The 23,030-nt window shown below is 35.7% G+C and carries 24 protein-coding genes; 8 read left to right on the top strand and 16 right to left on the bottom strand.

Annotation, left to right across the window (positions count from 1 at the left end; all coding sequences use genetic code 11):
• Positions 1 to 1,287: a bifunctional folylpolyglutamate synthase/dihydrofolate synthase gene (locus KM885_RS08065; RefSeq protein ID WP_204798415.1), complete on the bottom strand. Its 1,287-nt coding sequence runs from the start codon at positions 1,285 to 1,287 to the stop codon at positions 1 to 3.
• A 183-nt stretch (positions 1,288 to 1,470) separates the two neighbouring features.
• Here KM885_RS08065 and KM885_RS08060 point away from each other — a divergent pair, with 183 nt between their 5' ends.
• On the top strand, positions 1,471 to 2,925 hold the full coding sequence (locus tag KM885_RS08060; protein ID WP_204798416.1) for a processed acidic surface protein: 1,455 nt from the start codon (positions 1,471 to 1,473) through the stop codon (positions 2,923 to 2,925).
• Positions 2,926 to 2,940: 15 nt separating this feature from the next.
• Here KM885_RS08060 and KM885_RS08055 read toward each other — a convergent pair whose 3' ends face one another.
• Positions 2,941 to 3,216, bottom strand: a complete 276-nt coding sequence (locus KM885_RS08055; RefSeq protein ID WP_204798417.1) for a hypothetical protein — start codon at positions 3,214 to 3,216, stop codon at positions 2,941 to 2,943.
• A gap of 138 nt (positions 3,217 to 3,354) precedes the next feature.
• Between KM885_RS08055 and KM885_RS08050 the strand changes: the two genes are divergently transcribed.
• Complete coding sequence (locus tag KM885_RS08050; protein ID WP_204798418.1) at positions 3,355 to 3,522, top strand: hypothetical protein; 168 nt, start codon at positions 3,355 to 3,357, stop codon at positions 3,520 to 3,522.
• A 153-nt stretch (positions 3,523 to 3,675) separates the two neighbouring features.
• Here KM885_RS08050 and KM885_RS08045 read toward each other — a convergent pair whose 3' ends face one another.
• Both KM885_RS08045 and KM885_RS08040 read right to left on the bottom strand, forming a co-directional pair.
• A complete protein-coding gene (locus KM885_RS08045) occupies positions 3,676 to 4,140 on the bottom strand; it encodes a YrvL family regulatory protein (protein ID WP_204798419.1) in 465 nt (154 codons plus the stop codon).
• Positions 4,141 to 4,157: 17 nt separating this feature from the next.
• Entirely contained in the window at positions 4,158 to 4,661 is a 504-nt protein-coding gene (locus KM885_RS08040; RefSeq protein WP_186301048.1) for a GNAT family N-acetyltransferase, read from the bottom strand.
• 199 nt (positions 4,662 to 4,860) lie between these two features.
• Here KM885_RS08040 and KM885_RS08035 point away from each other — a divergent pair, with 199 nt between their 5' ends.
• On the top strand, positions 4,861 to 5,088 hold the full coding sequence (locus KM885_RS08035; protein ID WP_047184256.1) for a hypothetical protein: 228 nt from the start codon (positions 4,861 to 4,863) through the stop codon (positions 5,086 to 5,088).
• A gap of 128 nt (positions 5,089 to 5,216) precedes the next feature.
• On the opposite strand, the gene KM885_RS08030 is transcribed toward KM885_RS08035, so the two are convergent.
• Both KM885_RS08030 and KM885_RS08025 read right to left on the bottom strand, forming a co-directional pair.
• On the bottom strand, positions 5,217 to 5,768 hold the full coding sequence (locus tag KM885_RS08030; RefSeq protein ID WP_047184255.1) for an SLOG family protein: 552 nt from the start codon (positions 5,766 to 5,768) through the stop codon (positions 5,217 to 5,219).
• An 84-nt stretch (positions 5,769 to 5,852) separates the two neighbouring features.
• Positions 5,853 to 6,275 (bottom strand): CotD family spore coat protein, encoded by a 423-nt coding sequence (locus tag KM885_RS08025; RefSeq protein WP_204798420.1) that lies wholly within the window; start codon positions 6,273 to 6,275, stop codon positions 5,853 to 5,855.
• Between the two features lie 208 nt (positions 6,276 to 6,483).
• Here KM885_RS08025 and KM885_RS08020 point away from each other — a divergent pair, with 208 nt between their 5' ends.
• Both KM885_RS08020 and yidC read left to right on the top strand, forming a co-directional pair.
• A complete protein-coding gene (locus KM885_RS08020; RefSeq protein ID WP_047184253.1) occupies positions 6,484 to 6,849 on the top strand; it encodes a hypothetical protein in 366 nt (121 codons plus the stop codon).
• The gene (gene yidC, locus KM885_RS08015) at positions 6,798 to 7,607 is read left to right on the top strand and encodes a membrane protein insertase YidC (RefSeq protein ID WP_047184252.1); all 810 of its coding nucleotides are present in this window, start codon (positions 6,798 to 6,800) and stop codon (positions 7,605 to 7,607) included. Before KM885_RS08020 ends, yidC begins: the two co-directional genes overlap by 52 nt.
• 41 nt (positions 7,608 to 7,648) lie before the next feature.
• Here the strand turns inward: yidC and KM885_RS08010 are convergent, their stop codons facing one another.
• Both KM885_RS08010 and KM885_RS08005 read right to left on the bottom strand, forming a co-directional pair.
• Entirely contained in the window at positions 7,649 to 7,798 is a 150-nt protein-coding gene (locus tag KM885_RS08010; RefSeq protein WP_047184251.1) for a small acid-soluble spore protein P, read from the bottom strand.
• Positions 7,799 to 8,188: 390 nt separating this feature from the next.
• Positions 8,189 to 9,118, bottom strand: coding sequence for a manganese-dependent inorganic pyrophosphatase (locus KM885_RS08005; protein ID WP_204798421.1), 930 nt, complete (start codon positions 9,116 to 9,118; stop codon positions 8,189 to 8,191).
• Between the two features lie 297 nt (positions 9,119 to 9,415).
• Here KM885_RS08005 and KM885_RS08000 point away from each other — a divergent pair, with 297 nt between their 5' ends.
• Positions 9,416 to 10,531, top strand: coding sequence for an NAD(P)/FAD-dependent oxidoreductase (locus tag KM885_RS08000; protein ID WP_047184249.1), 1,116 nt, complete (start codon positions 9,416 to 9,418; stop codon positions 10,529 to 10,531).
• 172 nt (positions 10,532 to 10,703) lie between these two features.
• On the opposite strand, the gene KM885_RS07995 is transcribed toward KM885_RS08000, so the two are convergent.
• The 7 genes from KM885_RS07995 to KM885_RS07965 all read right to left on the bottom strand — a co-directional run bounded on the left by KM885_RS07995 (position 10,704) and on the right by KM885_RS07965 (position 20,169).
• Positions 10,704 to 12,002 carry an NCS2 family permease gene (locus KM885_RS07995; RefSeq protein WP_047184248.1) on the bottom strand — a complete coding sequence of 433 codons (1,299 nt, stop codon included), beginning with the start codon at positions 12,000 to 12,002 and terminating at the stop codon, positions 10,704 to 10,706.
• Between the two features lie 96 nt (positions 12,003 to 12,098).
• Positions 12,099 to 12,914 (bottom strand): purine-nucleoside phosphorylase, encoded by an 816-nt coding sequence (locus KM885_RS07990; protein WP_047184247.1) that lies wholly within the window; start codon positions 12,912 to 12,914, stop codon positions 12,099 to 12,101.
• 6 nt (positions 12,915 to 12,920) lie between these two features.
• Positions 12,921 to 14,105, bottom strand: coding sequence for a phosphopentomutase (deoB, locus tag KM885_RS07985; RefSeq protein ID WP_047184246.1), 1,185 nt, complete (start codon positions 14,103 to 14,105; stop codon positions 12,921 to 12,923).
• Positions 14,106 to 14,239: 134 nt separating this feature from the next.
• Positions 14,240 to 15,544 (bottom strand): pyrimidine-nucleoside phosphorylase, encoded by a 1,305-nt coding sequence (locus KM885_RS07980; protein WP_204798422.1) that lies wholly within the window; start codon positions 15,542 to 15,544, stop codon positions 14,240 to 14,242.
• Between the two features lie 61 nt (positions 15,545 to 15,605).
• Entirely contained in the window at positions 15,606 to 16,802 is a 1,197-nt protein-coding gene (locus KM885_RS07975; protein ID WP_047184244.1) for a NupC/NupG family nucleoside CNT transporter, read from the bottom strand.
• 232 nt (positions 16,803 to 17,034) lie between these two features.
• Entirely contained in the window at positions 17,035 to 17,760 is a 726-nt protein-coding gene (locus KM885_RS07970) for a GntR family transcriptional regulator (protein WP_047184243.1), read from the bottom strand.
• A gap of 141 nt (positions 17,761 to 17,901) precedes the next feature.
• Positions 17,902 to 20,169, bottom strand: a complete 2,268-nt coding sequence (locus KM885_RS07965; protein ID WP_204798423.1) for a YhgE/Pip domain-containing protein — start codon at positions 20,167 to 20,169, stop codon at positions 17,902 to 17,904.
• Positions 20,170 to 20,357: 188 nt separating this feature from the next.
• Between KM885_RS07965 and KM885_RS07960 the strand changes: the two genes are divergently transcribed.
• Complete coding sequence (locus KM885_RS07960; RefSeq protein ID WP_047184242.1) at positions 20,358 to 21,200, top strand: aldo/keto reductase; 843 nt, start codon at positions 20,358 to 20,360, stop codon at positions 21,198 to 21,200.
• A gap of 245 nt (positions 21,201 to 21,445) precedes the next feature.
• Here KM885_RS07960 and KM885_RS07955 read toward each other — a convergent pair whose 3' ends face one another.
• Positions 21,446 to 21,898: a nucleoside deaminase gene (locus tag KM885_RS07955; RefSeq protein ID WP_047184241.1), complete on the bottom strand. Its 453-nt coding sequence runs from the start codon at positions 21,896 to 21,898 to the stop codon at positions 21,446 to 21,448.
• 701 nt (positions 21,899 to 22,599) lie between these two features.
• Between KM885_RS07955 and KM885_RS07950 the strand changes: the two genes are divergently transcribed.
• Complete coding sequence (locus KM885_RS07950) at positions 22,600 to 23,013, top strand: VWA-like domain-containing protein (RefSeq protein ID WP_225344071.1); 414 nt, start codon at positions 22,600 to 22,602, stop codon at positions 23,011 to 23,013.
• The last annotated feature ends 17 nt before the right edge of the window (positions 23,014 to 23,030 follow it).

Below are 23,030 nucleotides of genomic sequence, written 5' to 3'. Positions count from 1 at the left end.
TCATTTCTGACTATCGTATTTTTCTGACCTCATGATTTTTCGGATTTCTCCTATATAGTAAAGAGATCCGAAGCTACAAACTATACCGTCTTCTCCTGCCTCTTCTAAGGCTAGATCAATTGCTTCCTCAAACCCCTGACTAGCCTTGACTATCTGATTTTTATCAGCTAAACGAAGAGCTAAATCTTCTGCCTTCATTGCCCTTGGATTACCAGGAGTGACTGTGATAAAAGAATGCATAACTGGAGAAACCCTCTCAATTATTTGATCAACATCTTTGTCTTTTAAAATACCAAGAATGGCTATTATTTTTTTATTATGAAAATACTTCGTTAAATTATCCACTAAAGCATTAATACTGTCAATATTATGGGCGCCATCAATGACGACAATTGGATTTTGGTGAATAATTTCAAATCGACCTGGCCATGTTGTTTCGGCTAAACCTAACCTAAGTGCATTTTCATCAATATGAATTTCATTTTCATTAAGGAGCTGCACCGCTTCTAACACAACAGCCGCATTTTTAAGTTGATGTTCACCTAATAATGTGATTTTTATATCTTTTAATGATTTATAATCAAATGACTGTCCACTTAAGTCTGCTGATATGTTCGTTATTTGGGAAAAGTCTGGTTGAAAAACTGGACTATTTTTCTCATGAGCAACACGGTAAATGACATCTTCCGCCTCTTTTTCTTGTGAATATAAAAGTACCGGAGTATTTTCTTTAATGATTCCAGCTTTTTCGCCAGCAATTTCAGTCAAAGTGGAGCCTAAAAATGCTTGATGATCGTAACTAATCGAAGTAATAATGGATAGTAATGGGTATTCAATTACATTCGTGGAATCAAGTCTTCCCCCTAATCCAACCTCAAGTACTACCATATCACATTGTTGTTCGTAAAAATATTGAAAAGCAATTGCCGTCATGATTTCAAACTCTGTCGTAGGTATTTGTTCTTCCTCTATTTTATTCTTAATCATTTCCGTTATTTTCGCTAGAGAATCATCTGAAATATCTTCTTGATTTACTTTAATTCGTTCATTAAATCGTTCAATATACGGTGAGGTAAATAGTCCTGTCTTATAGCCAGCCTTTCCTAAAATATGTGAAAGGTAGGATGCGACAGAGCCTTTACCATTCGTTCCCGCTATATGAACAAACTTTAACTTCTTTTCCGGATTTCCTAAAGCGTTCATTAATGAGCGAATATGATCTAAACCTAGACTCATTCTACTATACTTTGGACTATGAATATATTGTAATGCTTCCTCATAATTCATGCGATTTAAGCTCCTTTATGTCCTGCTCATTCTCTAAATTAGAATATCCTTTTATTATAAGGCATGGATACATATTTCGACAAAGAAACCTAATTTGTAACAAAAATCAAATAATACTATCTTTTTTTACTGTTTCAAATTATAATATTCTCATGTTTATATCACACTTTGGGAGGAAAGAATTTGAAGCAATTATTCGTTGTTTTATTCACTGTATTCTTAATAACTTTTATTCCCGTTTCAACATTTGCAATGAAAGCAAATGACCCACAATTTGAAGCATTTCTAAAGAAAATTGGTTGGGATAAACAGGACTACCTAGATTATCTTAAAAGCAAAGATTGGGATTTAGATTATTTTGATTCTGGCGATGAATTAGGTACACCACTAACCGAAAAAGATGTTCAATCTGTGCTTAAAAAATTCAATTTAACTCGTGAAGAATTGAATACCTTATTAATAGAATTTGGTGACTTGGAAAAAGGGCAAGACGTGTTACAAGGGGAATTGATTATTTTCGCGGAAGATTTGCATGATTATGTAAAACATTATTTAGACGATTACACCCTTATAAATGAGAAAAACCTTCAAGACCTATTAACATCCTATGAAATTGCATCCAAACAGGAATTGGAAAATATTTTAGTTCAGTTTGACGATTCCCTTGAAAATTATAAGTATCTTGAGAATTTAGAATCCATTGTAGACCTATATCTTTATGAGTTATCACTAACACCCATCAATGATACAAACTTCCAAGAGCTTCTTAAGCGTTATGGATTTAATTCAAAAGAAGAATTAGAAACATTTTTAAATGATCACGGAGATTCAATGGAATATTTCAAGTATATGGAGGAATTAGAGGATGCTATTTCCTTTTATCAGGACGAAGTTGAATTTGATGAAATATACCCTGATTTACCGGATATAGGTTTATCTGATGCGGAAATCGGAAAACTTCTGGAACACTTTCTTCGTTTAGATATAGAGGATTCTGCATTTTTGGATAAGCTTTTGGAACTTCAGGATCAATTAGCATCATTTGAAAGTTTAGAAAATGTCGATAAACTTTCTAAAAGCCAAATCATTGAATTTAAACAGATTTATCAGCAACTTTTAGAACTCTTCCAAATTGATATCAAGTATTATCTCGTAAAGGATAACGAGAAAAAGCCGGTCTCCTTTGATGCTTTAATGACAATGTATAGTACAGATGGGTATGACCTGCTATTAGAAATTTATAACAAAAACGGGGAATTACTAGCGGATTTATTGTTATACTCTGATTTATTTGATTTCCAAAAAATAATAGAAGAAGCAAAGGATGAAATCGAACAAGTAGAAAGTATTATGGTTGGAACAAAAAATGAGAAAAAGGATACAGAAAATGATGTAGAAAAGGAAAAGAATAAAAAGAAGAGTGAAGTGGTGAAAGAAACGAATGAAGTAGAAAAGGTAACAAGCGATAAAACCACCGACCGTGCAGAACAACCAGAACCCTCCGTTGTTGATAAAGCAGATGGTGAGGAATTACCAAAAACCGCTTCTCCTATTTTTAATATGTTGTTCTTTGGTTCCGTCCTTTTAATAACAGGTATTATTGTCTATCGTCGTTATGTGAAAATAAGTAGGGGCTAATCCCCTACTTATTTATTATAAAATATCATTTATGTTTTGTTGTGCCTCTTGCACTTGTTGACGTACATCGTGTAATTCTTCAAATGCTTGTTGGAATTGTGAATTCTGTGTAGCTTCTGTTCCAGCTTGTCTTTGTAAATTTCTTAACGTTTGTTCAGCACTCTTTAACTGTTGTTCCGCTTGTTCCAACACTTCCATGTCTTGTCCTTGAGCTTGGATTACTGCTTCTTGTGCAGCGTTTACTAGCGCACTTGCGCGTTGTAATTCCTCATGTAAATTTTCGTATGCCATCTTATGTACCTCCATTCCTTTTTATCAGTAATATGTCTTCATTTCCCTATTTTTATTCGAGCTGATGTATGTATTTTGAATGGTAAAGCACATTTATGCGTAAACTAACTAGGAATGATTGGAAAGGAGAGTGCTATGATGGGACGTGGAAAAGCTTTTAACCATAAAAAGAAGGGTAATCCAAATAGCTTCCCTGATCATAATATGGTGGAAAAAAAAGAACATAGCCGACAATTTGAACAGCAAGAAGATATTGTCACACACGAGGCCTTTAAAAACCGACCAAAAGCAGATGAAATGCCATAAAGAAAACTTCCATAAGTGTGGGTTTTCCTTCATCCCCCACTTATGGTTATCGCACTTATCAGACCTTTACGGGCAGTTGATCTCCCACCTACCTTCTTTGTTCCCTAGAAGCTTGAGGTGGGGTACTTACTTTTCGTTTAGGAGGAATAAAAATTACTTTTTCTTGATAATAACGATTTTTTTCATTTTTCCTTTGAATGCGGTATCCGCAATGGACAGTAGTAATGCTCCCAGAATTTCTGTCCAAATAGGAACTGTGATTTCAACCATCATTTCATCTATTATAAAGATAGCTAGCCACAAGGCAATCGTAATTAAAATGAATTTCATTCCAATAAATCTTTTCTTCGTTTTTAAATAAGGGCCGAAAATAATAAGAGATAACTTAGCAATTAACTTAGTAAAATAACTTAAAATGAAAAAGAAGATAAGAAATAAAAGTAAATAATATAATGAATCATATTCCACATTAAATATATAAAAAAAGCCTGCAAACCCCAAAAAATATGTACCAATACCCAATAATAAGGAACCAATTATAACTAAACCTAATAGCGCTATAGCAATTAAGTTTCCACCAAAAATTTTAAATCCACGAAAGAAACCATTTTTCTTCATCTAAACATCCTAACATTTTACACATTCATATTTTCCTTTATTTTCAATTTCATATTTATCGTATGTATCGTATGACCGTTAAAGTCCTCTTCAGTTTCACTTATTTTTTCAAAACCTTTTGCTTGATAAAATCTCATACCAACCAAATTATTTTTTTCCACATTTAGTTGGATTTCCTTTATGTCATCTAATATTTTTACACCCTCTTTTAAAAAAGCAGAACCTATGCCATAGCCCTGGAATTCTGGATAAATGTAAAGGGCCCCAAGTTGAGTCGAACCTTCTGAGGACACGTAGGAATAATTAGCAAATCCTACAATTTTACCATGAACTTCAGCCACTAACATCATCGAATATTTCAATCTACGTTTTAATATTTTATAACTGTAAGCTCTCTTCAAAAAATTATTTTGAATCTCATGTGGGATAATTCCTTCATATGTACTATTCCAACTCACCTTTGCAACGCGCTGCACTTGTGGAATATCCTTTTTTTTCATTAACCGAATAGTATAATCCACCATTAATCACCCTTTTAATTAGTGAAATATAACAGTTTTAAACATTATAACACTTTTATTCTGTTTTTAGGAACTTGGTATTCTCTTTAGGTTGGAGAATGCCAAGTTTCTCTTAAATCATTTTGTTTTCATCCGCACACCTCGTATTCCCTCTTAATATACTGCATTAGATGCGAAACAAGGAGGTGTAAAACGTCAGATGAAGAAGTATTTTGCTTTCACCCTTTGGGGATTAACTACCTTCTTCGCACTCACTTTCCTAATCATTTATATTCTTTTTGCACCAACAAAAAACGAAGAAATTGGGAATGATGACAGGAAACCTTCAGAACTAACGTTGGTTGAGGAGGATAATAATGAAGAATCTTCCGATGATGAACAGTCCAATAAGAATGATAATCAAGATAAAGAAGAATTCCATCAGTGAAGGTTTTCCTTCGTCTCCCGCTGCTGGTTAGTCGCACTTATCGGACCCTTATTTTCAAGAGGAAATAATGGAATATTTATGGCAGGAGTAAGGGGTTACCTTATTCCTCATTTTGCTTGAATCAACCGTTACCCCCAATAATCCGGATCTTTCATTCTAATCTCTTCCACAATATCTTCTAAATCCATAGGAGTTATCAAATCGACTTGATATCCCTCTTTTTCCTTTGCTATATCATATAGGTATTTATTGCTGCCCGGATTGTCTTCGTCCATTAGAATGATGCACCCATCACTTTTTTCTACTAACCATTTATTTTTTGCTTGGAATTGATATGGTCCTTTATAATCTCCTTTATATAATGGTTGGAAAAAGTCGACTATAAAAGTTAATTCTTGATATTTCTCCTTAAGAGGATCTGGCCAGCGTTTTTCTTGATTTTCAAATGGTGGAATCAAAGCAATATTTATATCATGATTTTCTTTAAGATCTAGTACAACTTCGGCAGTCCACATTTCCACACCCAATTGTCCGGTAATAATAACCCATTCTAATCCTTGTTCGATAAAGCTAGTTAAACGCTTCTCGATTGCAGCCTTAATAAAAGCTACTCGTGGATCATTTTCTTTGAAAATACCAAGCTCCGTGGATTTATATCCTGATACGACTAAACTTTTCATATGTAAGTCCTCCCCATAAATACCGCCATTATAAGATTAAAAAGAAAAGCTAGCAACTAATAGCTAGCCTTTCTTAAAAATCATTTATCTTTTACATCCGCAATGATGGGGGTGGTGCTTTCCATGTCCATGGTACTTTCCATGTCCATAGCCTGGGTCAAATGCTCCCATTACTCCTGGTCCCGGGCCAAATCCTGGGCCGGTAGGAGCTCCCATTACTCCCGGTCCTGGACCAAATCCTGGGCCAGTAGATGCTCCCATTACTCCTGGTCCTGGGCCTGGAACTTCATAAGATGGTCCTTCAATGTCAACACTATTTGTTACATTGTGAAAAGAAGTGGAGTGTGGAAACTCGTGAATATTCTTAACTGTATGATGGTTGATTACATTTGTGTGAGATGGATGAATATGTTTTACACAACTTTCTGAACAAGTATGCACGTTATTAACTTTAGTCGGATAAACACATATTGGACATCCACAATGTGGTCCATGATGACGTCTCATATACATTCCCCTTTCTAGTTTCAATACACTAATAACCTATGTCATCTGTATTGGTTGTGTATAAACGAGTACCCATTTTTTAATAAAGTTTAATAAATCTAGGCATTTGCCTCTTTTTAAATTTACTACTATTTCCATTGAAAAAAAATGAAACCTGTCATACGATAGAAACGTATTAAATGCAGAACGAAAAAGGAGGTGAATACAGATGTTACTCGAATTATTAAATGAACTTTTAAATGACTTATCACCATTTTATCTTTATTTAAGTTTAGTTATTTCCAACTTTCATCTAGGATTTCTTCAATTTGGATTACAATATCGCAGCTTTGAAAACCAAATCTACATTCGCAAGTGTCACAATGTTCAATTTCGTTTATTGCCAAAACTAAAAATAACACCGCGGATTATAGAATTAAGAACTTGGATATGTACAATTACGAAGAAAACCGAATCGGTAGATGATTCCGAAGCTCCTTCCCTTTCTGTCAACATAATGATAAAAAGACAAGGAGGAAAAAAATGGAATCAAAATCTGTATTCACTTTCTTTAAAAAATATAGCATTCTTTTAGGGGCTCTCTCCCTTTTGTTACTTTCAGGATGTCAAAGTGCAACATTTGAACCGATTAACGCTAATTCTACTGGTTTTTTCGATCATAACTTTGTTTATCCCTTTTCATTACTTATTAAAGGAATAGCAGGATTCTTTAATGACAACTATGGATTATCTATTATAATCATCACATTGGTTATTCGCTTATTATTAATGCCATTTATTTTGAAACAAACGAAAAACAGTGTACAGATGAAAGAAAAAATGGAGAAAATCAAACCTGAGCTTAATGCATTACAAGAAAAATACAAAGATAAAAAAGATGTGGAATCAAAAACTAAAATGCAACAAGAAATGATGGAGCTTTATCAGAAGCATAATATGAATCCTTTAGCTTCTTTGGGTGGTTGTTTACCAATCATGATTCAATTTCCTATACTAATTGCTTTTTATTATGCTATTCGCCGAACTCCGGAAATTGCCACTCATTCTTTTCTCTGGTTTGATTTAGGACAAAGTGATATGGTAATGACTATTTTAGCTGTGGTCATTTATTTTATTCAATTTAAAGTTTCTCAAATTGGTATGGATCCAAAGCTTAAACAACAAATGGCTATAATGGGACTTATGTCTCCGATTATGATTGGGGTTATTTCGTTATCAGCACCAGCTGCATTACCTCTCTACTGGACTGTCGGTGGACTATTTATGATTGTTCAAACCATTATTTCAAGAAAAATTTATGCATCTGCTTCTAATTCTACAGAAAGCAAATAATTTAAGAAAACTTCCATCGTTCTAAGGATGGAAGTTTTTTGTTACATATCGTGATTAGGATTATGTTTTTGTCTTGAATGATTTGCGTTTTTAGCCTTTTTCGAACCGCTTAGTGGCTCACCATATCCCTGTTGTGGACTTTGTGGTAGACGAGGGCGTTCTTGTTGTTTTGGTCCTTTTGGATTTACCATTTATACTCCTCCTTTCACTTATTTTATTGTTTGAGGATATTTAAGTAATTATGCAGGGTAAACAAATAGCTAATCATTTCAAGAGGTAACTTGGAAATCTTTAATAAACTATTGTGATATCGGCACTCATCACGGGTTATCAGCGCACTTTCTGGGATATCAGTATTCATTCTTTCCAGGATATCAGCACGCTTTCCTAGATATCAGCATGCTTTCCTAGATATCAGCATTTATTCCAAGATATCAGCACGCTTTCCAGGATATCAGCATGCTTTCCTAGATATCAGCATTTGTTCCAAGATATCAGCACGCTTTCCAGGATATCAGCATGCTACTTATAAAAATTAAAAAACAGGCAAAAACCATCTATTAGGTTTTTGCCTGTTTTACTTATTTCGTATATTCTTCAGTAAGTACGTTAACGATTTGTTTCTTACGAGATACAACGCCTTTAAGAAGCGCGCGATTATTGTTATCTAACGTTACACCATATCCAGATTCGACTTTACCTTTTCCTTCTCCAAGAGCAAGTACTTCAGAATCATTTTCTAGAATATCGGTTACAACGAACAGGAATAAATCCAGCCCTTTATCATTAATAATTTTATTAATTTCTGTTTCTATTTCTGCTTGATTTTCATAAACTTTTGCTGTATTAACAGCATTTACTTGAGCAACTTCAACTTTCGCATTACCCATTGTGAATTCTTTTGCATCCATTGTTACAAGTTCTAAGGCAGATTTATCACTTAAATCAGCGCCTGCTTGAAGCATTTCAAGACCATACTGTTCTAAATTAACTCCGGCAATTTCTGCAAGTTCATGAGCAGCATCTACATCTTGCTGTGTGCATGTTGGTGATTTTAATAGCAAAGAATCTGAAATAATAGCGGATAATAAAAGTCCAGCAACTTCTTTGGAAACCTCTATATTATTTTCTTTGTACATTTTATTTAAAATCGTTGCCGTACAGCCAACTGGTTCACCTCGGAAAATCAAAGGCTCTTTTGTTTCAAAATTGGAAACACGGTGATGATCAATGACTTCCTTGATTTTTGCATTTTCGATGTTATCCGCACTTTGTTGGAATTCATTGTGGTCGACTAAGATAACTTCTTGTCCGTCGTCCACACTTTCAATTAATGCGGGTGCATCCACTTTAAAGTAATCTAATGCAAATTGTGTTTCTTTATTAACTTGTCCAAGCCGCACAGCTTCAACATCTTCGCCAATCTTTCCTTTTAAATCGGCATAGGAAAGTGCAGAACATATCGTATCGGTATCTGGATTTTTATGTCCAAAAATAAGTGTTTTTGCCATAGTTATTTCTCCTTTTATGTATATGCTTGTCACAATTAAAATATTTTCATGATTCCTTACAAATTTTATCATAAGGCGATTTGTACTTCAATATTAGGAAGTTACATCCGTACCATTTTACTTTTCATTTTTTTCTTTTTATAGTTATAAAGAAGACTACCGTCAATGGGGATTTCCTTCATTTCCCACTGATGGTTAGTCGGACCTTTACGGGCGGTTGAGCTCACATACCTCCTTTGTTTCCCCAGAAGCTTGTGGCGGGATAAAGAAAGAACAAAAAGAAACGAGATGTTATAAATGAATCAATATATTGTCATTGGTGCTGGAATATTAGGCGCTAGTACTGCGTATTACTTAGCAAAAAACGGTGCAAAAGTAACGGTAATCGATAGAAAGGACATTGGACAAGCCACAGATGCTGCTGCTGGAATGATTTGTCCTTGGGTTTCTCAACGAAGAAACAAAGCATGGTATAACCTTGCAAAGGGTGGTGCAAAACTTTACCCCAAACTAGTAAAGGAATTGGAAAAGGATGGAGAAACTGAGACAGGTTATTCCCAAGTTGGTGCTATTAGTATCCATACCGATGAGAAAAAGCTTTTTGGCATGAAGGAACGAGCATTAAAACGTCGGGAAACAGCCCCGGAAATCGGTGAAATCACTATACTTGATGAAACTAAAACAAAAGAATTATTCCCATTGCTCGCTGAGGGATTTCAATCCGTTCATATTGCTGGCGGAGCTAGAGTAGATGGTAGAGCTATGAGAGATTCACTCATCCGTGGAGCAAAAAGGTATGGTGCCACAGTGATTTTTGGAGATGCCAAATTAATAGCAAATGGAGAAAAAGTAGTGGGGGCTTCCGTTGGAAATGATATGTTTGAAGCTGATAAAGTTATCGCTACTTCAGGAGCATGGATGAATGAACTATTAGAACCTTTGGGTGTCCAATTTGATGTAGTTCCTCAAAAAGGGCAAATCCTTCACGTGAAAATGCCGAATATGGATACTTCGAATTGGCCCGTAGTTATGCCACCAACGAATAAATATATATTATCCTTTGATGACCATATCGTCTTAGGTAGTACTCATGAGAACAAATCGGGATTTAATTCTGAAAAAACAGCCGGTGGTTTATACGACATTTTATCTAATGTTTTAGAAATCGCCCCTACCTTGAGTAATAGTACTATTCTAGAATCAAGAGTTGGTTTTCGCCCATTCACGCCAGGATTTTTACCTGTAATTGGCAATTTACCTGGTTTTGAAGGATTATTGTTAGCTAATGGGCTAGGCTCATCGGGATTAACTACCGGTCCTTTTGTAGGAAAACAATTAGCAAATTTAGCATTGGGTAATGAAATTGAAATAGCTATTACTGATTACCCCGTGAGCGGTGCTTTAATTAACTAAGCTATTCATACATGATGAAAGTTACATTTAAAATTTGGCATTCGCTTAACACCTTAGCGAATGCCTGTAATTCATTTATGCAGCAAGAATATGTCAAGCTTTCTAACCCAGAAAAACACTTTCTTCCAAATTCTTTATTAAAAAAAGGATCAAGCAACAAGGCTTAATCCTTTTAGACACCGTGCAATATGAAATTCAATAAAAATAAACCTGAGATAATATATAGCGGGATGGAAACTTGGGATGCTTTTCCAACTACTAATTTTGCAATTGGATAGGCAATAAATCCAAATGCGATTCCATCCGCAATACTATACGTAAAAGGAATCATAATGATAATAAAAAAAGCTGGGATTACTTCTGATAAATCATCGAAATTAATACTTTTCACATTTTGTAGCATTAAACCACCAATAATAATTAGAATTGGTGCAATTGCACTACTCGGTATAATGGTTACAAACGGAATAAAGAAAATCGACAATAAAAATAACAGGCCTGTTACAATAGACGTAATTCCCGTCCTTCCTCCTGCAGTAATTCCGGCTGCAGTTTCCACTGTTGAAACAGTAGGACTAGAACCAAATATACCGCTTAGAACAGCAGAAATTGAGGTAACCCGAAAGGCTTTACCATATTTTTCATGTTGATTTAGCTGTCCTAACTGTCCACTAATCAATCCAATATTTTCAAAGACAAGTACCATTGTTAAGGAAAACACAGCAATCCAAAACGTGGTGGATGCTATATTTCCAAATGACATCGCACCAAATACAGATCCATAATCACCAGAAGAACTTCCAAAGCCGTTCTTTAATGAACTCATATCCACAAGCCCGAACATCCAAGCAATTATTGTTCCAACAAAAATAGTGATTAAGAAGTTGGCTGGAATATTTCGTAAAAATAAAATAACAGCAAGAATCAGCGTTAGGATAAACGCAAGCACTGTGGGACTACTTATGTCGCCTAAACTAATTAAAGAATGTTCACCTCTAACAACCAATTGACTTTTTTCTAATCCAAGCAAGGCTAAAAATAATCCTAAACCAACACTAATAGAATCCTTCAACGAACTAGGAATTGCGGTGGTGAGTATATCGGACAGTGGGGTAAAGGCAATGATAACAAATAATAATCCAGCAATAAATACTACTGCCAGCGCTTCTTGCCATGTTAGGCCCATGGAATGGACAAAGGTATAAGAGAACATTGCATTGACACCCATACCCGGGACAAGGATAAGGGGCAAATTCCCCCATATCCCCATAATTAAACACCCCGCTACACAAGTAAGGATAGTTGCCCAAACCGCAGCCTGCATTGGTATACCTGCATCTGCTAAAATAGTTGAATTGACAGCAATAATATATACAATTGTAAAGAATGAAACGAAACCAGCAAGAATCTCTTGTTTCATCGTGGTTCCTTTTTCAGAAAGATTTGTGAGGTTTTTTATCTTTTCTTTCATTTTACTTCCTTCTTTATTAATCTCCCTCACCCACCCAGTCTTTTATTACAATTTGTTAAAAAGACCAAAAATGATTTACCTTTTAATCCATTCGATTTATAGACGTTCCACTACACCTTTTACTAAGTTTAAAAAATCTTCCTTCGCTTTTTCTGTAGTTTCAATAACCTCTTCATGGCTAAGTGGTTGGTCTAAAATACCTGCAGCCATGTTCGTAATACAAGAAATACCAATAACGTTCATTCCAGCGTGACGAGCAACAATAACTTCTGGTACTGTTGACATCCCAACTGCGTCTCCGCCGACTTTTTCTAGCATACGTACTTCTGCCGGTGTTTCATAGCTCGGTCCACTATTCCAAACGTAGACTCCTTCTTTTAGTGTAATGTTCAAATCCTTAGCAACTTCACGTACAAGTTCCTGTAAAGAAGGTGTATAAGCAGTTGACATATCAGGAAAACGTACACCTAATTTACTGTCATTTGGACCGATTAATGGATTTGCTCCTACATTATTAATATGGTCATTAATTAACATTAAATCCCCAGGAGTAAAGCTTTGGTTTACACCACCAGCAGCATTCGTTACGACAAGCATTTCAATACCCAAGGCTTTCATTACACGAACAGGGAAAGTTACCTCATCTAGAGGATATCCTTCATAGTAATGAAAACGTCCTTGCATAGCTAATACCGTAACACCTTTTAATTCTCCGACCACCAATTGTCCAGCATGACCTTCCACTGTCGATACTGGAAATCCAGGAATCATTTCATATTTAATTTTTACCGGATTGTTTATTTCATCTGCCAATACCCCTAAACCTGAGCCTAAAATAAGGCCAACTTTGGGTTTTGAGGAAATTTTTTCTTCTATAAAAGTTTTTGCACGTTCGATTTTACTCATACCCATCCTCCTTCAAATTTCGTTCAAAAAGCTTTTTCCATGTTGTGGACTTTTAACTTGGAAATTTTCCGCAATGGTCTCACCAATATCCGCAAACGTATTTCTTATTGGTAATGATTTTCCTTCCGTAACTCCTTTATGATGTATAAGTAATGGAACGTATTCTCTCGTGTGGTCTGTCCCGTGATGGATAGGATCGTTCCCATGGTCTGCAGTAATGATCAATAAGTCGTCTTCTTTTAGGTTTCTCAATACTTCGGGTAATCTTGCATCATATTCTTCTAATGCTTTTCCATAACCCTGTGGATCACGACGATGGCCATATTTCGCATCAAAATCTACTAAATTCAAAAAACTTAATCCAGTAAAATTCATGTCCATTGTTTCTAGTAATTTATCCATACCATCCATGTTTGATACTGTTCTTAGTGACTTGGTTACCCCTTCGCCATCATAAATATCAGAAATTTTTCCAATTGCGATGACATCATAATCCGCATCTTTTAACTCATTCATAACTGTACGACCAAACGGTTTTAATGCATAGTCGTGTCGGTTTGGTGTACGTTCAAAATGACCTGACTCTCCGACAAATGGGCGAGCAATAACACGTCCGACCATATATTCGGGATCATTTAATAATTCACGAGCATATTGACAAATATCGTAAAGTTCTTCTAATGGAACAACCTCTTCATGAGCGGCAATTTGTAAAACTGAATCAGCTGAAGTATAGACGATTAGGCTTCCAGTTTTCATATGTTCTTCACCTAACTCGTCTAAGATTGCCGTTCCTGATGCTGGTTTATTTCCAATAACCTTTCGACCGGTCTCTTCCTCAAGCTTATTAATAATTGCATCCGGGAATCCATCGGGAAAAGTTCTAAAAGGGGTATCAATTTGAAGCCCCATAATTTCCCAGTGTCCTGTCATCGTATCTTTTCCTGCTGAGGCTTCCTGCATTTTTGTATAATGTGCAAGAGGTTTATCTGCTGGTTTTATGCCTTTTAATTCACGAATATTACTTAATCCAAGGGCACCCATATTTTGCATGTTTAACCCATTCATATGTTCTGCAATATGACCTAAAGTATCCGCTCCTTTATCATTGTACTTCTCTGCGTCAGGGGACTCTCCAATACCGACTGAATCCATGACAATTAGGAATACTCGTTTAAAAGGTGATGTTTTACTCATACCTCTAGTTCCTCCTTTATAATCTAGCTTTATTGTAAGACGTCCAACCTCTAAAGGTCAATAGAAGGGGTCCAAAAATTTTGGACCCCTTTAAGCTGGTTTAGAAAATTAAAAAATCTGCTGCATGTGGATAATTATTCAGAAATAACATCGTATACTAATGGATTGCTATCCACCGGTTCGCTCGAAATCGAATAGGATTCATATATTTTCCCAATTACTTCCGCTACATCTTCCCGATTACTGTAAATGGTTACTAGTGAATCACCTTTTCGAACCTGATCCCCGACTTTTTTATTTAAAACAAGACCTACTGCCAAGTCGATTTGAGATTCTTTTGTCACACGACCTGCGCCCAGAAGGCTTGCTGCGATTCCTATTTCGTTCGCGATAATTTCTGAAATATATCCATCCTGTTTAGCTTCCACTTCAAATGTGTGGGCTGCGGTTGGCAATTTTTCAGGTTGATCGATAATCGATGGATCTCCACCTTGTGCTGCAACAAAGGTTTTAAATGTTTCAATGGCTTTACCAGATTCCATGGCATCCACTAATTTTTCTCGTGCTTCTTCTACTGTTTCTGCTTTTCCTCCTAGACAAACCATTCGGCTTCCTAATGTTAAGCATAACTCTTCCAAATCTTTCGGACCTTTACCTTTTAACGTATCAATGGCTTCTTTCACTTCTAAGGCATTTCCGATGGCAAATCCTAATGGTTGATTCATATCGGAAATAACGGCAATGGTTTTGCGACCAGCCCCATTACCAATCTCAACCATAGCTTTTGCCAATTCCTTTGCACTGTCAAGATCTTTCATAAAAGCCCCTGAACCTGTTTTTACATCAAGTACGATTGCATCGGCACCTGAGGCTATTTTCTTACTCATAATCGAACTTGCAATGAGTGGGATGGAATCTACTGTCGCTGTTACATCACGAAGTCCATATAGTTTTTTATCTGCAGGAGTTAAATTTCCACTTTGACCTACAACAGCAATCTTATTCTTGTTAACTAATTCATTAAATGTTTTACTATCCATTTCTACTTGAAATCCTTTAATGGATTCCAGTTTATCGATGGTACCGCCCGTATGTCCTAATCCGCGGCCAGACATTTTGGCTACAGGGACACCGATAGAAGCTACAAGTGGTGCAAGGATAAGTGTTGTTGTATCACCTACCCCTCCCGTACTATGTTTATCCACTTTAATACCGTCAATATCAGATAAATCAATTTGATCTCCTGACTCTACCATTGCCATCGTTAAATGGACTCGTTCTTCTGGAGTCATATCTTGATAAAAGATAGCCATTGCTAATGCGGACATTTGATAATCCGGTATATCCCCTTTTGTATAACCCTGAACCGCAAAATCGATCTCTTCCTTCGTTAACGAATGTCCATCACGTTTTTTCTCAATAATATCTATCATTCTCATCATAGTCACCCTTTCCTTCAGGCTATCGATGTTTCTCAAATTTTTTCGGATTTATATTTATTTAAAAGAACATACCTGCTATTGCTGCACTTAGTAGGGAGGCCAATGCTCCGGCCAATACTGCTTTCAATCCCATTTTAGCAATATCATTTCTACGACTTGGTGCTATACCACCTAATCCCCCTAATAGGATTGCCATGGAGCTCAAGTTTGCAAATCCACATAAAGCGAAACTTACAACAAGTGTCGTTTTATCTGATAATACTCCAATTTCCGGCGCAAAGGAGGCATATGCTACAAATTCATTAACTACCAATTTTTGCCCAATAAAACCGCCAGCTTGTATTGCTTCTGACCATGGTACACCTACAGCAAAAGCAATTGGAGCAAATAAAAATCCTAAAATTTGTTCTAGCGTAATTCCACCGAAGATCCCTAAAATCCCATTAATTAGGGCAATAAGTGCAATGAATGCTAATAACATAGCACCTACATTCAATGCCAATTTCAGACCGTCCGACGCACCTTTTGCAGCTGCATCAATGACATTGACTGTTTCTGTATCTTTTTCCAATTGAATATCATCCGAAATCTTCGCTTCTTCTGTTTCCGGCATCATCACTTTCGCCATAATCAATCCTGCTGGTGCCGCCATGAAACTTGCAGCAAGTAAATACTCTAGTGGTACTCCTAATAAAGAATATCCTACCAATACTGAACCAGCAACAGATGCCAGTCCACCAGTCATGACAGCAAATAACTCAGATTTTGTCATTTTCTCTAAAAATGGTCTTATTACAAGTGGCGCCTCTGTTTGCCCAACAAAAATATTAGCTGCAGCCGACATGGATTCGGTCTTACTTGTTCCTAGTAATTTAGATAGTGCACCACCAATAATTTTAATAAACCATTGCATAATACCAAGATAATATAAAACAGAAATTAATGCTGAAAAGAAAATAATAATTGGTAATACGTGAAAAGCAAATATAGAGCCAAACTGATCACTATCCGCTAATGATCCAAATAAAAAGCTAATTCCTTCATTAGCAAAATTAATAACATCTTGAACCCTTAACGTAAACCATTGAAGGCCTTCCTTTCCCGCTTCCCATTTTAATACAATAAATGCAAATGCAACTTGAATAACTAAACCACCAATTATGGTTCTCGGTTTAATCGCTTTCTTTTTATTGGAAAAAAGAAAGGCTATTCCTAAAACAACAACCACTCCCATGATACCCCACAGGATATTCATATAACACTCTCCTCTTTCGATTATTGGATATTTTATTTTTTCCTAAAATAGATAGAACGTCCAACATAAAACCTACACTGTAATCCCTTTCATATTGATTACAATTCCATTGTAAGGTTAGACGTCCAACAAGTCAATTGTTTTTTAAAATATTGTCGAATATTGTTGTGGATTTTACGATTAAAAATTCTTTCTGACATTTCTTTGGTTATTCTTTAACTAGATTTTTTCCCTAAATGTTACGTTTGCGCAATACATTAAATGATATTTGATTAGAATTAAAGAAGTTAATGGAGTAAAGAACTGGTCTATGATCTAAATCATAATGAATTTGACGCAAAATTAAGAGTGGTGTGTCTTGATCACAATTCATAATATCAGAGATTTCCTCATTATAGCTCATTGTTTTTATTTCTGCTTTTGCATAACTAATCGTGATCCCTACTTCTTCTAGCGATAATAGTATTGACTCCTGGTTTAATTTATACCCTTTTTCAAGTAAATTCGCTGGAATTTTATCAATACAATAAACTAGCGGTATCTCATCCGCTGTTCGAACTCGCTTAACTAAAAATACTTGTTCATTTTTCTCCAAGTTTAATTCCTTAATGTCATCGCCATGTGGATCAACATAACCCGTAAAAAGAATTTCTGTTCCAGACTTTTTCCCTTGTCTTTCTATCATATCTGTAATGCTAAATAACTCCTCTATTCCACCGGAGAATATGGGTTTATTATTCACAAACGTCCCAACCCCATGCTTACGGATAATGATATTTTCCTCTTCTAGAATCCGTAAAGCTTCTCGTAGTGTGTTACGCGAAACACCTAATTCCTTTGCCAACTCCATTTCAGAAGGCAAACGTTCACCTGCCTCGAGCTTTCCTTCTTTGATCTTTTCCTTTATTTGTTCAATCACCACAAGATAACGTGGTGTTTGAAAATTATAGTTGTTCATACCTTCCCACTCCTTTTATGTTTCTCATTTTACATTTTTTATAAAACGCGTCAAGCTGATTAGTGGCACTTCTAGATTTTGTTAGACTTTTAAATGTAAAAAAAGCCAATGATGATTTTTTATCACCATTGACTTTTTTCTTTAGTGAAAGAGTCCAGATTCTCTAGCTTTTTCACCTAACACATGTGTCGTCTTATTGATTGCATTTTTAAGTACTCCTCCTAATATTAGGGCGAGTATCGCGAATATAACAAGAAATACTACATCATGAGCTACTTTCTCCCAAACAATTCCACCTACAGCTTCTCTCATAATTCCCACAGCATACGTAAATGGTAAGAATGGGCTAATCACTTGGAAGAATTTAGGAAGTAATACAACCGGATATGTTCCACCTGATCCAGCAATTTGTAGTACTAACATGATAATGGCGATTGCTTTTCCTACATCACCGAAAACGGAAACTACTGTATACACCATCGTAACAAACACAGCGCTACATAATATTCCAAACAGGATAAACCAAAGTGGTTCTTTTATATTTACATCTAGGAGATAGAGATCTCCCAAAGTTACAATTAACGTTTGGAAAAGTCCTATGCTCAGAAATGTAAGTAATCTACCAAAGTAAATTTGTCTTTCTGTATAATTTTCCGCCTGTGGACCATGGATTTCTGTTGACATTAATGAAATTAATAGCAAACCACCTACCCACAGAGATAATACGGTATAAAATGGGGTCATACCAGTTCCGTAATTCTCTATAGGGAAAACTTTATGTTGATTAAGTACAACAGGTTCCGCAAAAAATCCCTTTTCAGCTTCTGGGTTGTTTTGGAGGAGCTGAATAATTTCGTTAATATCGGTATCCTTTTGTATATTTCGTATTCGATTCGCTAATTCATTTACCTTATCATTTATATAAGGAAATTCTCCAAGAACCTTATTCAAGGTTTCTTTTCCATCCCCCAAATTACCTTCTGTTCGGTTTAAGATACTTTCCACTTCAGGAATCGTTGACTGAATACCAACTAAAATTTCTCTCGCTTCTGTTAGTGTTTGTTTTGCACTTGCTACTTCATTTCTTACAGTCGGTTCAATCGTTTCCTTATATTCTTTAACAAAAGCATCCACACGTTCATTAACCGTTTCCGCACGTTCCTTTATGGATGAAAAAGCTTCTTCTACTTGCCCTTTTCTTTTTTCTGCTAAGGATTTGATTTCACTTCCCTGTGTTTGCAAGTTGGTTAATTGTTGCTCCATGTTTTCTAATTCACTGATCGCTTTGTTAATCGTTTCTTGATTAGGATTCACCTGAATATTGTTTTCCGTTTCTTTTTCCGTTTCATTTTCGTTTTCTTCTTCATTTTCTCCTTCATCAGGCTGATTTTCCTGTTCATTTGATGGTGCATTGGAAATATTCTGCTCTTGCACCTGTTTAAGTGCTCCCTTTATCGTACCAATCGATTGCAATGTCTTTTCAATTTGGCTATTTATGGAATCACTTATTTGCTTTTCCTCACCAAATTCGATAGAGGATGTATCGATTTCATGAACAAATGAATTGGTGTCTGATACCATCTTTTGAATTTTTTCTAAATCCTTATCAATTTGTGGAGAGATTTTATTCAAGCGATCCTCAGCTTGATTCAAAAAGTTTGTCGTATTATCAATCGTTTTAAGCCCACTTGATGTTACCTCTTTTGCTCTTGGTAACACATCTTGAGCCTTATTGATTAAATCACCTGCGCTATTTGCATCTTCTGACGTTTGATTCAATTTATCATGGATTTCTGGCAAGTTTTTTTCCAATGTGAATAGATAATCTTCAAATTTCTCTATATCAGGAAGATTTTTCTCAATTTCAACTCCTAAATCATTGAATATTTCAAAGATAATTTCATTTACTGTAGAAATAAAATTACTAGTTACCTGCTCTACTATGGCACTTGCACCTTTTTCCGTAATTTTAGGTGCAATGGCATTAATCTTTTCATTTACATAATACTCTACGTCTGCTTTTTCTGGTTGGTCACTAATAACTGTACCAAGACTTTCTGAAAAGTTTTTTGGTATCACAATGACTGCAAAATAATCCCCATATTCCAACTTATCCATGGCTTTTTCGCGGTCAACAAACTTCCAATCCAGTGAGCGATTTTCTTTCAACGATTTGACTACTTCATCACCGGCATGAATTTCTTGATCACGAACCGTTGCGCCTTCGTCTTCATTCACAATACCAATTGGAATTTGATCGGTATTGCCATATGGATCCCATGATGCTGCTATATTAAACCAAGCATAAAGTGAAGGTAAAATGATTAATCCCCCGATAAGAACCATAGCAACCCAGTTTGTACCAATATTTTTCAAGTCCGTTATAAATATCTTCCAAATAGCCTTCATATCTATCTTCCTTTTTCGTTATTTTCCCCTAAAACTTATACAATTATAGCAACGCACATTTACTTTCACAAATTCTGTGACGCTTTTCTACTATAATATTTCTATATCCTGCAAAATAATTGTCATGATAATGTGGGAGGTGATAATCTATTTATAGTGATTACAATAAAAAAGAGGGGTGTTCATGTATGAGTTTGTCCATACCAGAAATAACTTTAAATGATGGAATGACGATACCATCTATTGGATTTGGTACGTATAAGCTTAACGGGAGTGATGGGGCCGCTGCCATTTCAAGTGCGATAAATATCGGTTATCGCTTAATTGATACAGCCTATAATTATGAAAACGAAGGTACCGTTGGAGAAGCGGTTCGGAAGAGTTCTGTTCCAAGACAAGATCTACGAATCACTTCAAAACTACCAGGTCGTTATCATTCATACCAAAAAGCTGTCACTACTATTCAAGAATCTCTATATCGAGCAAATCTAGATTATTACGATTTATATTTAATTCATTGGCCAAATCCAAAACAAGATGTTTATGTAGAAGCATGGCAGGCATTAATCGATGCCAAGAAATGGGGTCTGATTCGTTCGATTGGCGTTTGTAACTTCTTACCAGAACATCTTGAACGACTTGAAAAAGAAACTGGCGTGAAACCAAGCATCAATCAGATTGAGTTACATCCATTTTTCAATCAAGAAGAACAAAGAAAATGGCACGAACAACACGGAATCGTAACGGAATCATGGAGTCCATTAGCACGCGCAAATGATGTTTTCCGTAATGAAACGTTGCGAAAAATTGCCGACAACCATTCTAAAACCATTTCGCAAATTATCTTACGCTGGCATTATCAACTTGGAGCAGTTTCCATTCCAAAATCTTCATCACCTGAACGACAACTTGAAAATATTAGCATATTTGACTTCGCTTTAGATGATGATGAAATGAACACCATCTTACAGTTAACACGTGCGGATGGAAGACTTAAAAATCAAGACCCAGCCGTTTACGAAGAGTTTTAAGCAATGAAGAAGACTAACCATCAGTGGGGTTTTCCTTCATCCCCCACTTATCGGACCTTTATGGGTAGTATGACTTCCACCTACCTTCTTAAGAAGTTTGAAGTGGGAGTCTTACTGCCCATTTAGGTGGATAAAGGTTGTTCGATTTAATTTGGCACTCGGTATTAGATTGGCGAATATCTATATTGTGCTTATGGAGAAGAAGTAAGGACAGGTGTATTTACGCCTAACCTTCCCTCTCCTATTTATTGTTTTGCTTTCCAATTTTTCATCGGGTTTTCTTGAGCTTCTTTTAGTGGAACTTGTATCATTTTTATTTCTCTGTTTTCCTTTGGTTTCTTTAATTCATTATAAATGAAACTAGATTTACCTAGTCCAACTGCCATCGCATCATCAACGGATTGGCAATAATAAATCTTTTCTATTCCGGCAAAATACATCGCTGTTAAGCACATCGAACAGGGTTCCCCACTTGCGTACATCGTAAACCCTGACAAATCATTTACCTGATACTTCTCTTGCGCCCTTCTAATCGCAAGTAACTCTGCATGTCCACTCACATCATGTCTTTTGTGTAATTCATTGACTCCTTCTGCAATCACTTTTTCATTTTTTACAAGGACTGCACCAAAAGGCTGTCCACCTTCTTCTACATTTTGAAGTGCTAACTCCACTGCTCGGTTCATAAATTTATCCATACTAAACCCTCCCTTGTATTCATTCCTTATTAATAAACTACTAAAAACCATCCATAAAAGAAAGCAACTTATTCATAAGGCATTAATGATATACGCCTTTAGAAAAAGAAGTTTCCAATCTTATTTTAAATCTTGCTTCCGATGAATCAAGCTAAGTACTGGTTCAGAATTAGTAATGGATGGTGGAATTGCTGCCCAATAAGTATTATAATAAAAAGTGAGTAGTTTATATTACCATGTAATAAACTTTATAGTTAAACATTGTTTTTAATATCTGATAGTGTGTTTTCAAAAAAGAGGATGAAAAGCAAGCCAACGAACTTTTTTAAAGGAAGGCCGACTAAAAACGGGCTTTGCGCCCAACTCACGCCTCTCCTTTTTTAGTGGCATGTCATTTTCACCGGTTTTTTTGAACATCATCTAATAAAGATACTAAATATCCTCATCTGTTTATTGAAGGGCTTTCCATTGTACTTTTAGGTTATTCCGTCCTTCATTGACTTGATGAAGGATTTTTTTCACTGTTTCTAAGTTATTCGCCTTATAAACAATTAGAATCAATATTAGACAAAAATAATATTCCAATAACGTATCACGGTGCTAACTTGAACCAATCGAGACATTAGATATTTTTTCCACAATTAACTATTAAATTACTCCATATAATACAATTGTTTACATCATGAATAAGGACGGTGGGAATGTTGAAATGGCAAAAGCAATTATTAGATTTAATCAACAAATCACAGGATAAGAAAATTGCTCTAGGTGTTGATGTATCCACAGACGAATACCCAATTGAAACAATACGTCAAATCATTGAATTATTTGAGCAAGTGAGAGCAGAGACTCCTCTCGTTTTAGCTGATTTTAAACTTAGAGAAGTAACAGACACAAAACAAGCAAAAAACATTACATTTCATACGCATGGAAGAGCTTCCTATACGGAGGCATTAGAATGGGGACAAGAAAATGGGATTGAAACTTTCTTTTACATTACAGATGTCACCGGATATTTTTGGGATGAGCTAAAAATTGACTATGAAGTGATTTGGTTAATTCCAGACAAATTTAAACCACAAGTTCCGTTTGGAAAAACATTGAATTTGGTTTAATAGGATAAAGCCGCCTT

Origin of the sequence: Oceanobacillus caeni, from assembly GCF_019037185.1 — a bacterium.
GTDB lineage: Bacteria > Bacillota > Bacilli > Bacillales > Amphibacillaceae > Oceanobacillus > Oceanobacillus caeni.
This window is presented reverse-complemented; position numbering and strand designations above follow the sequence as displayed.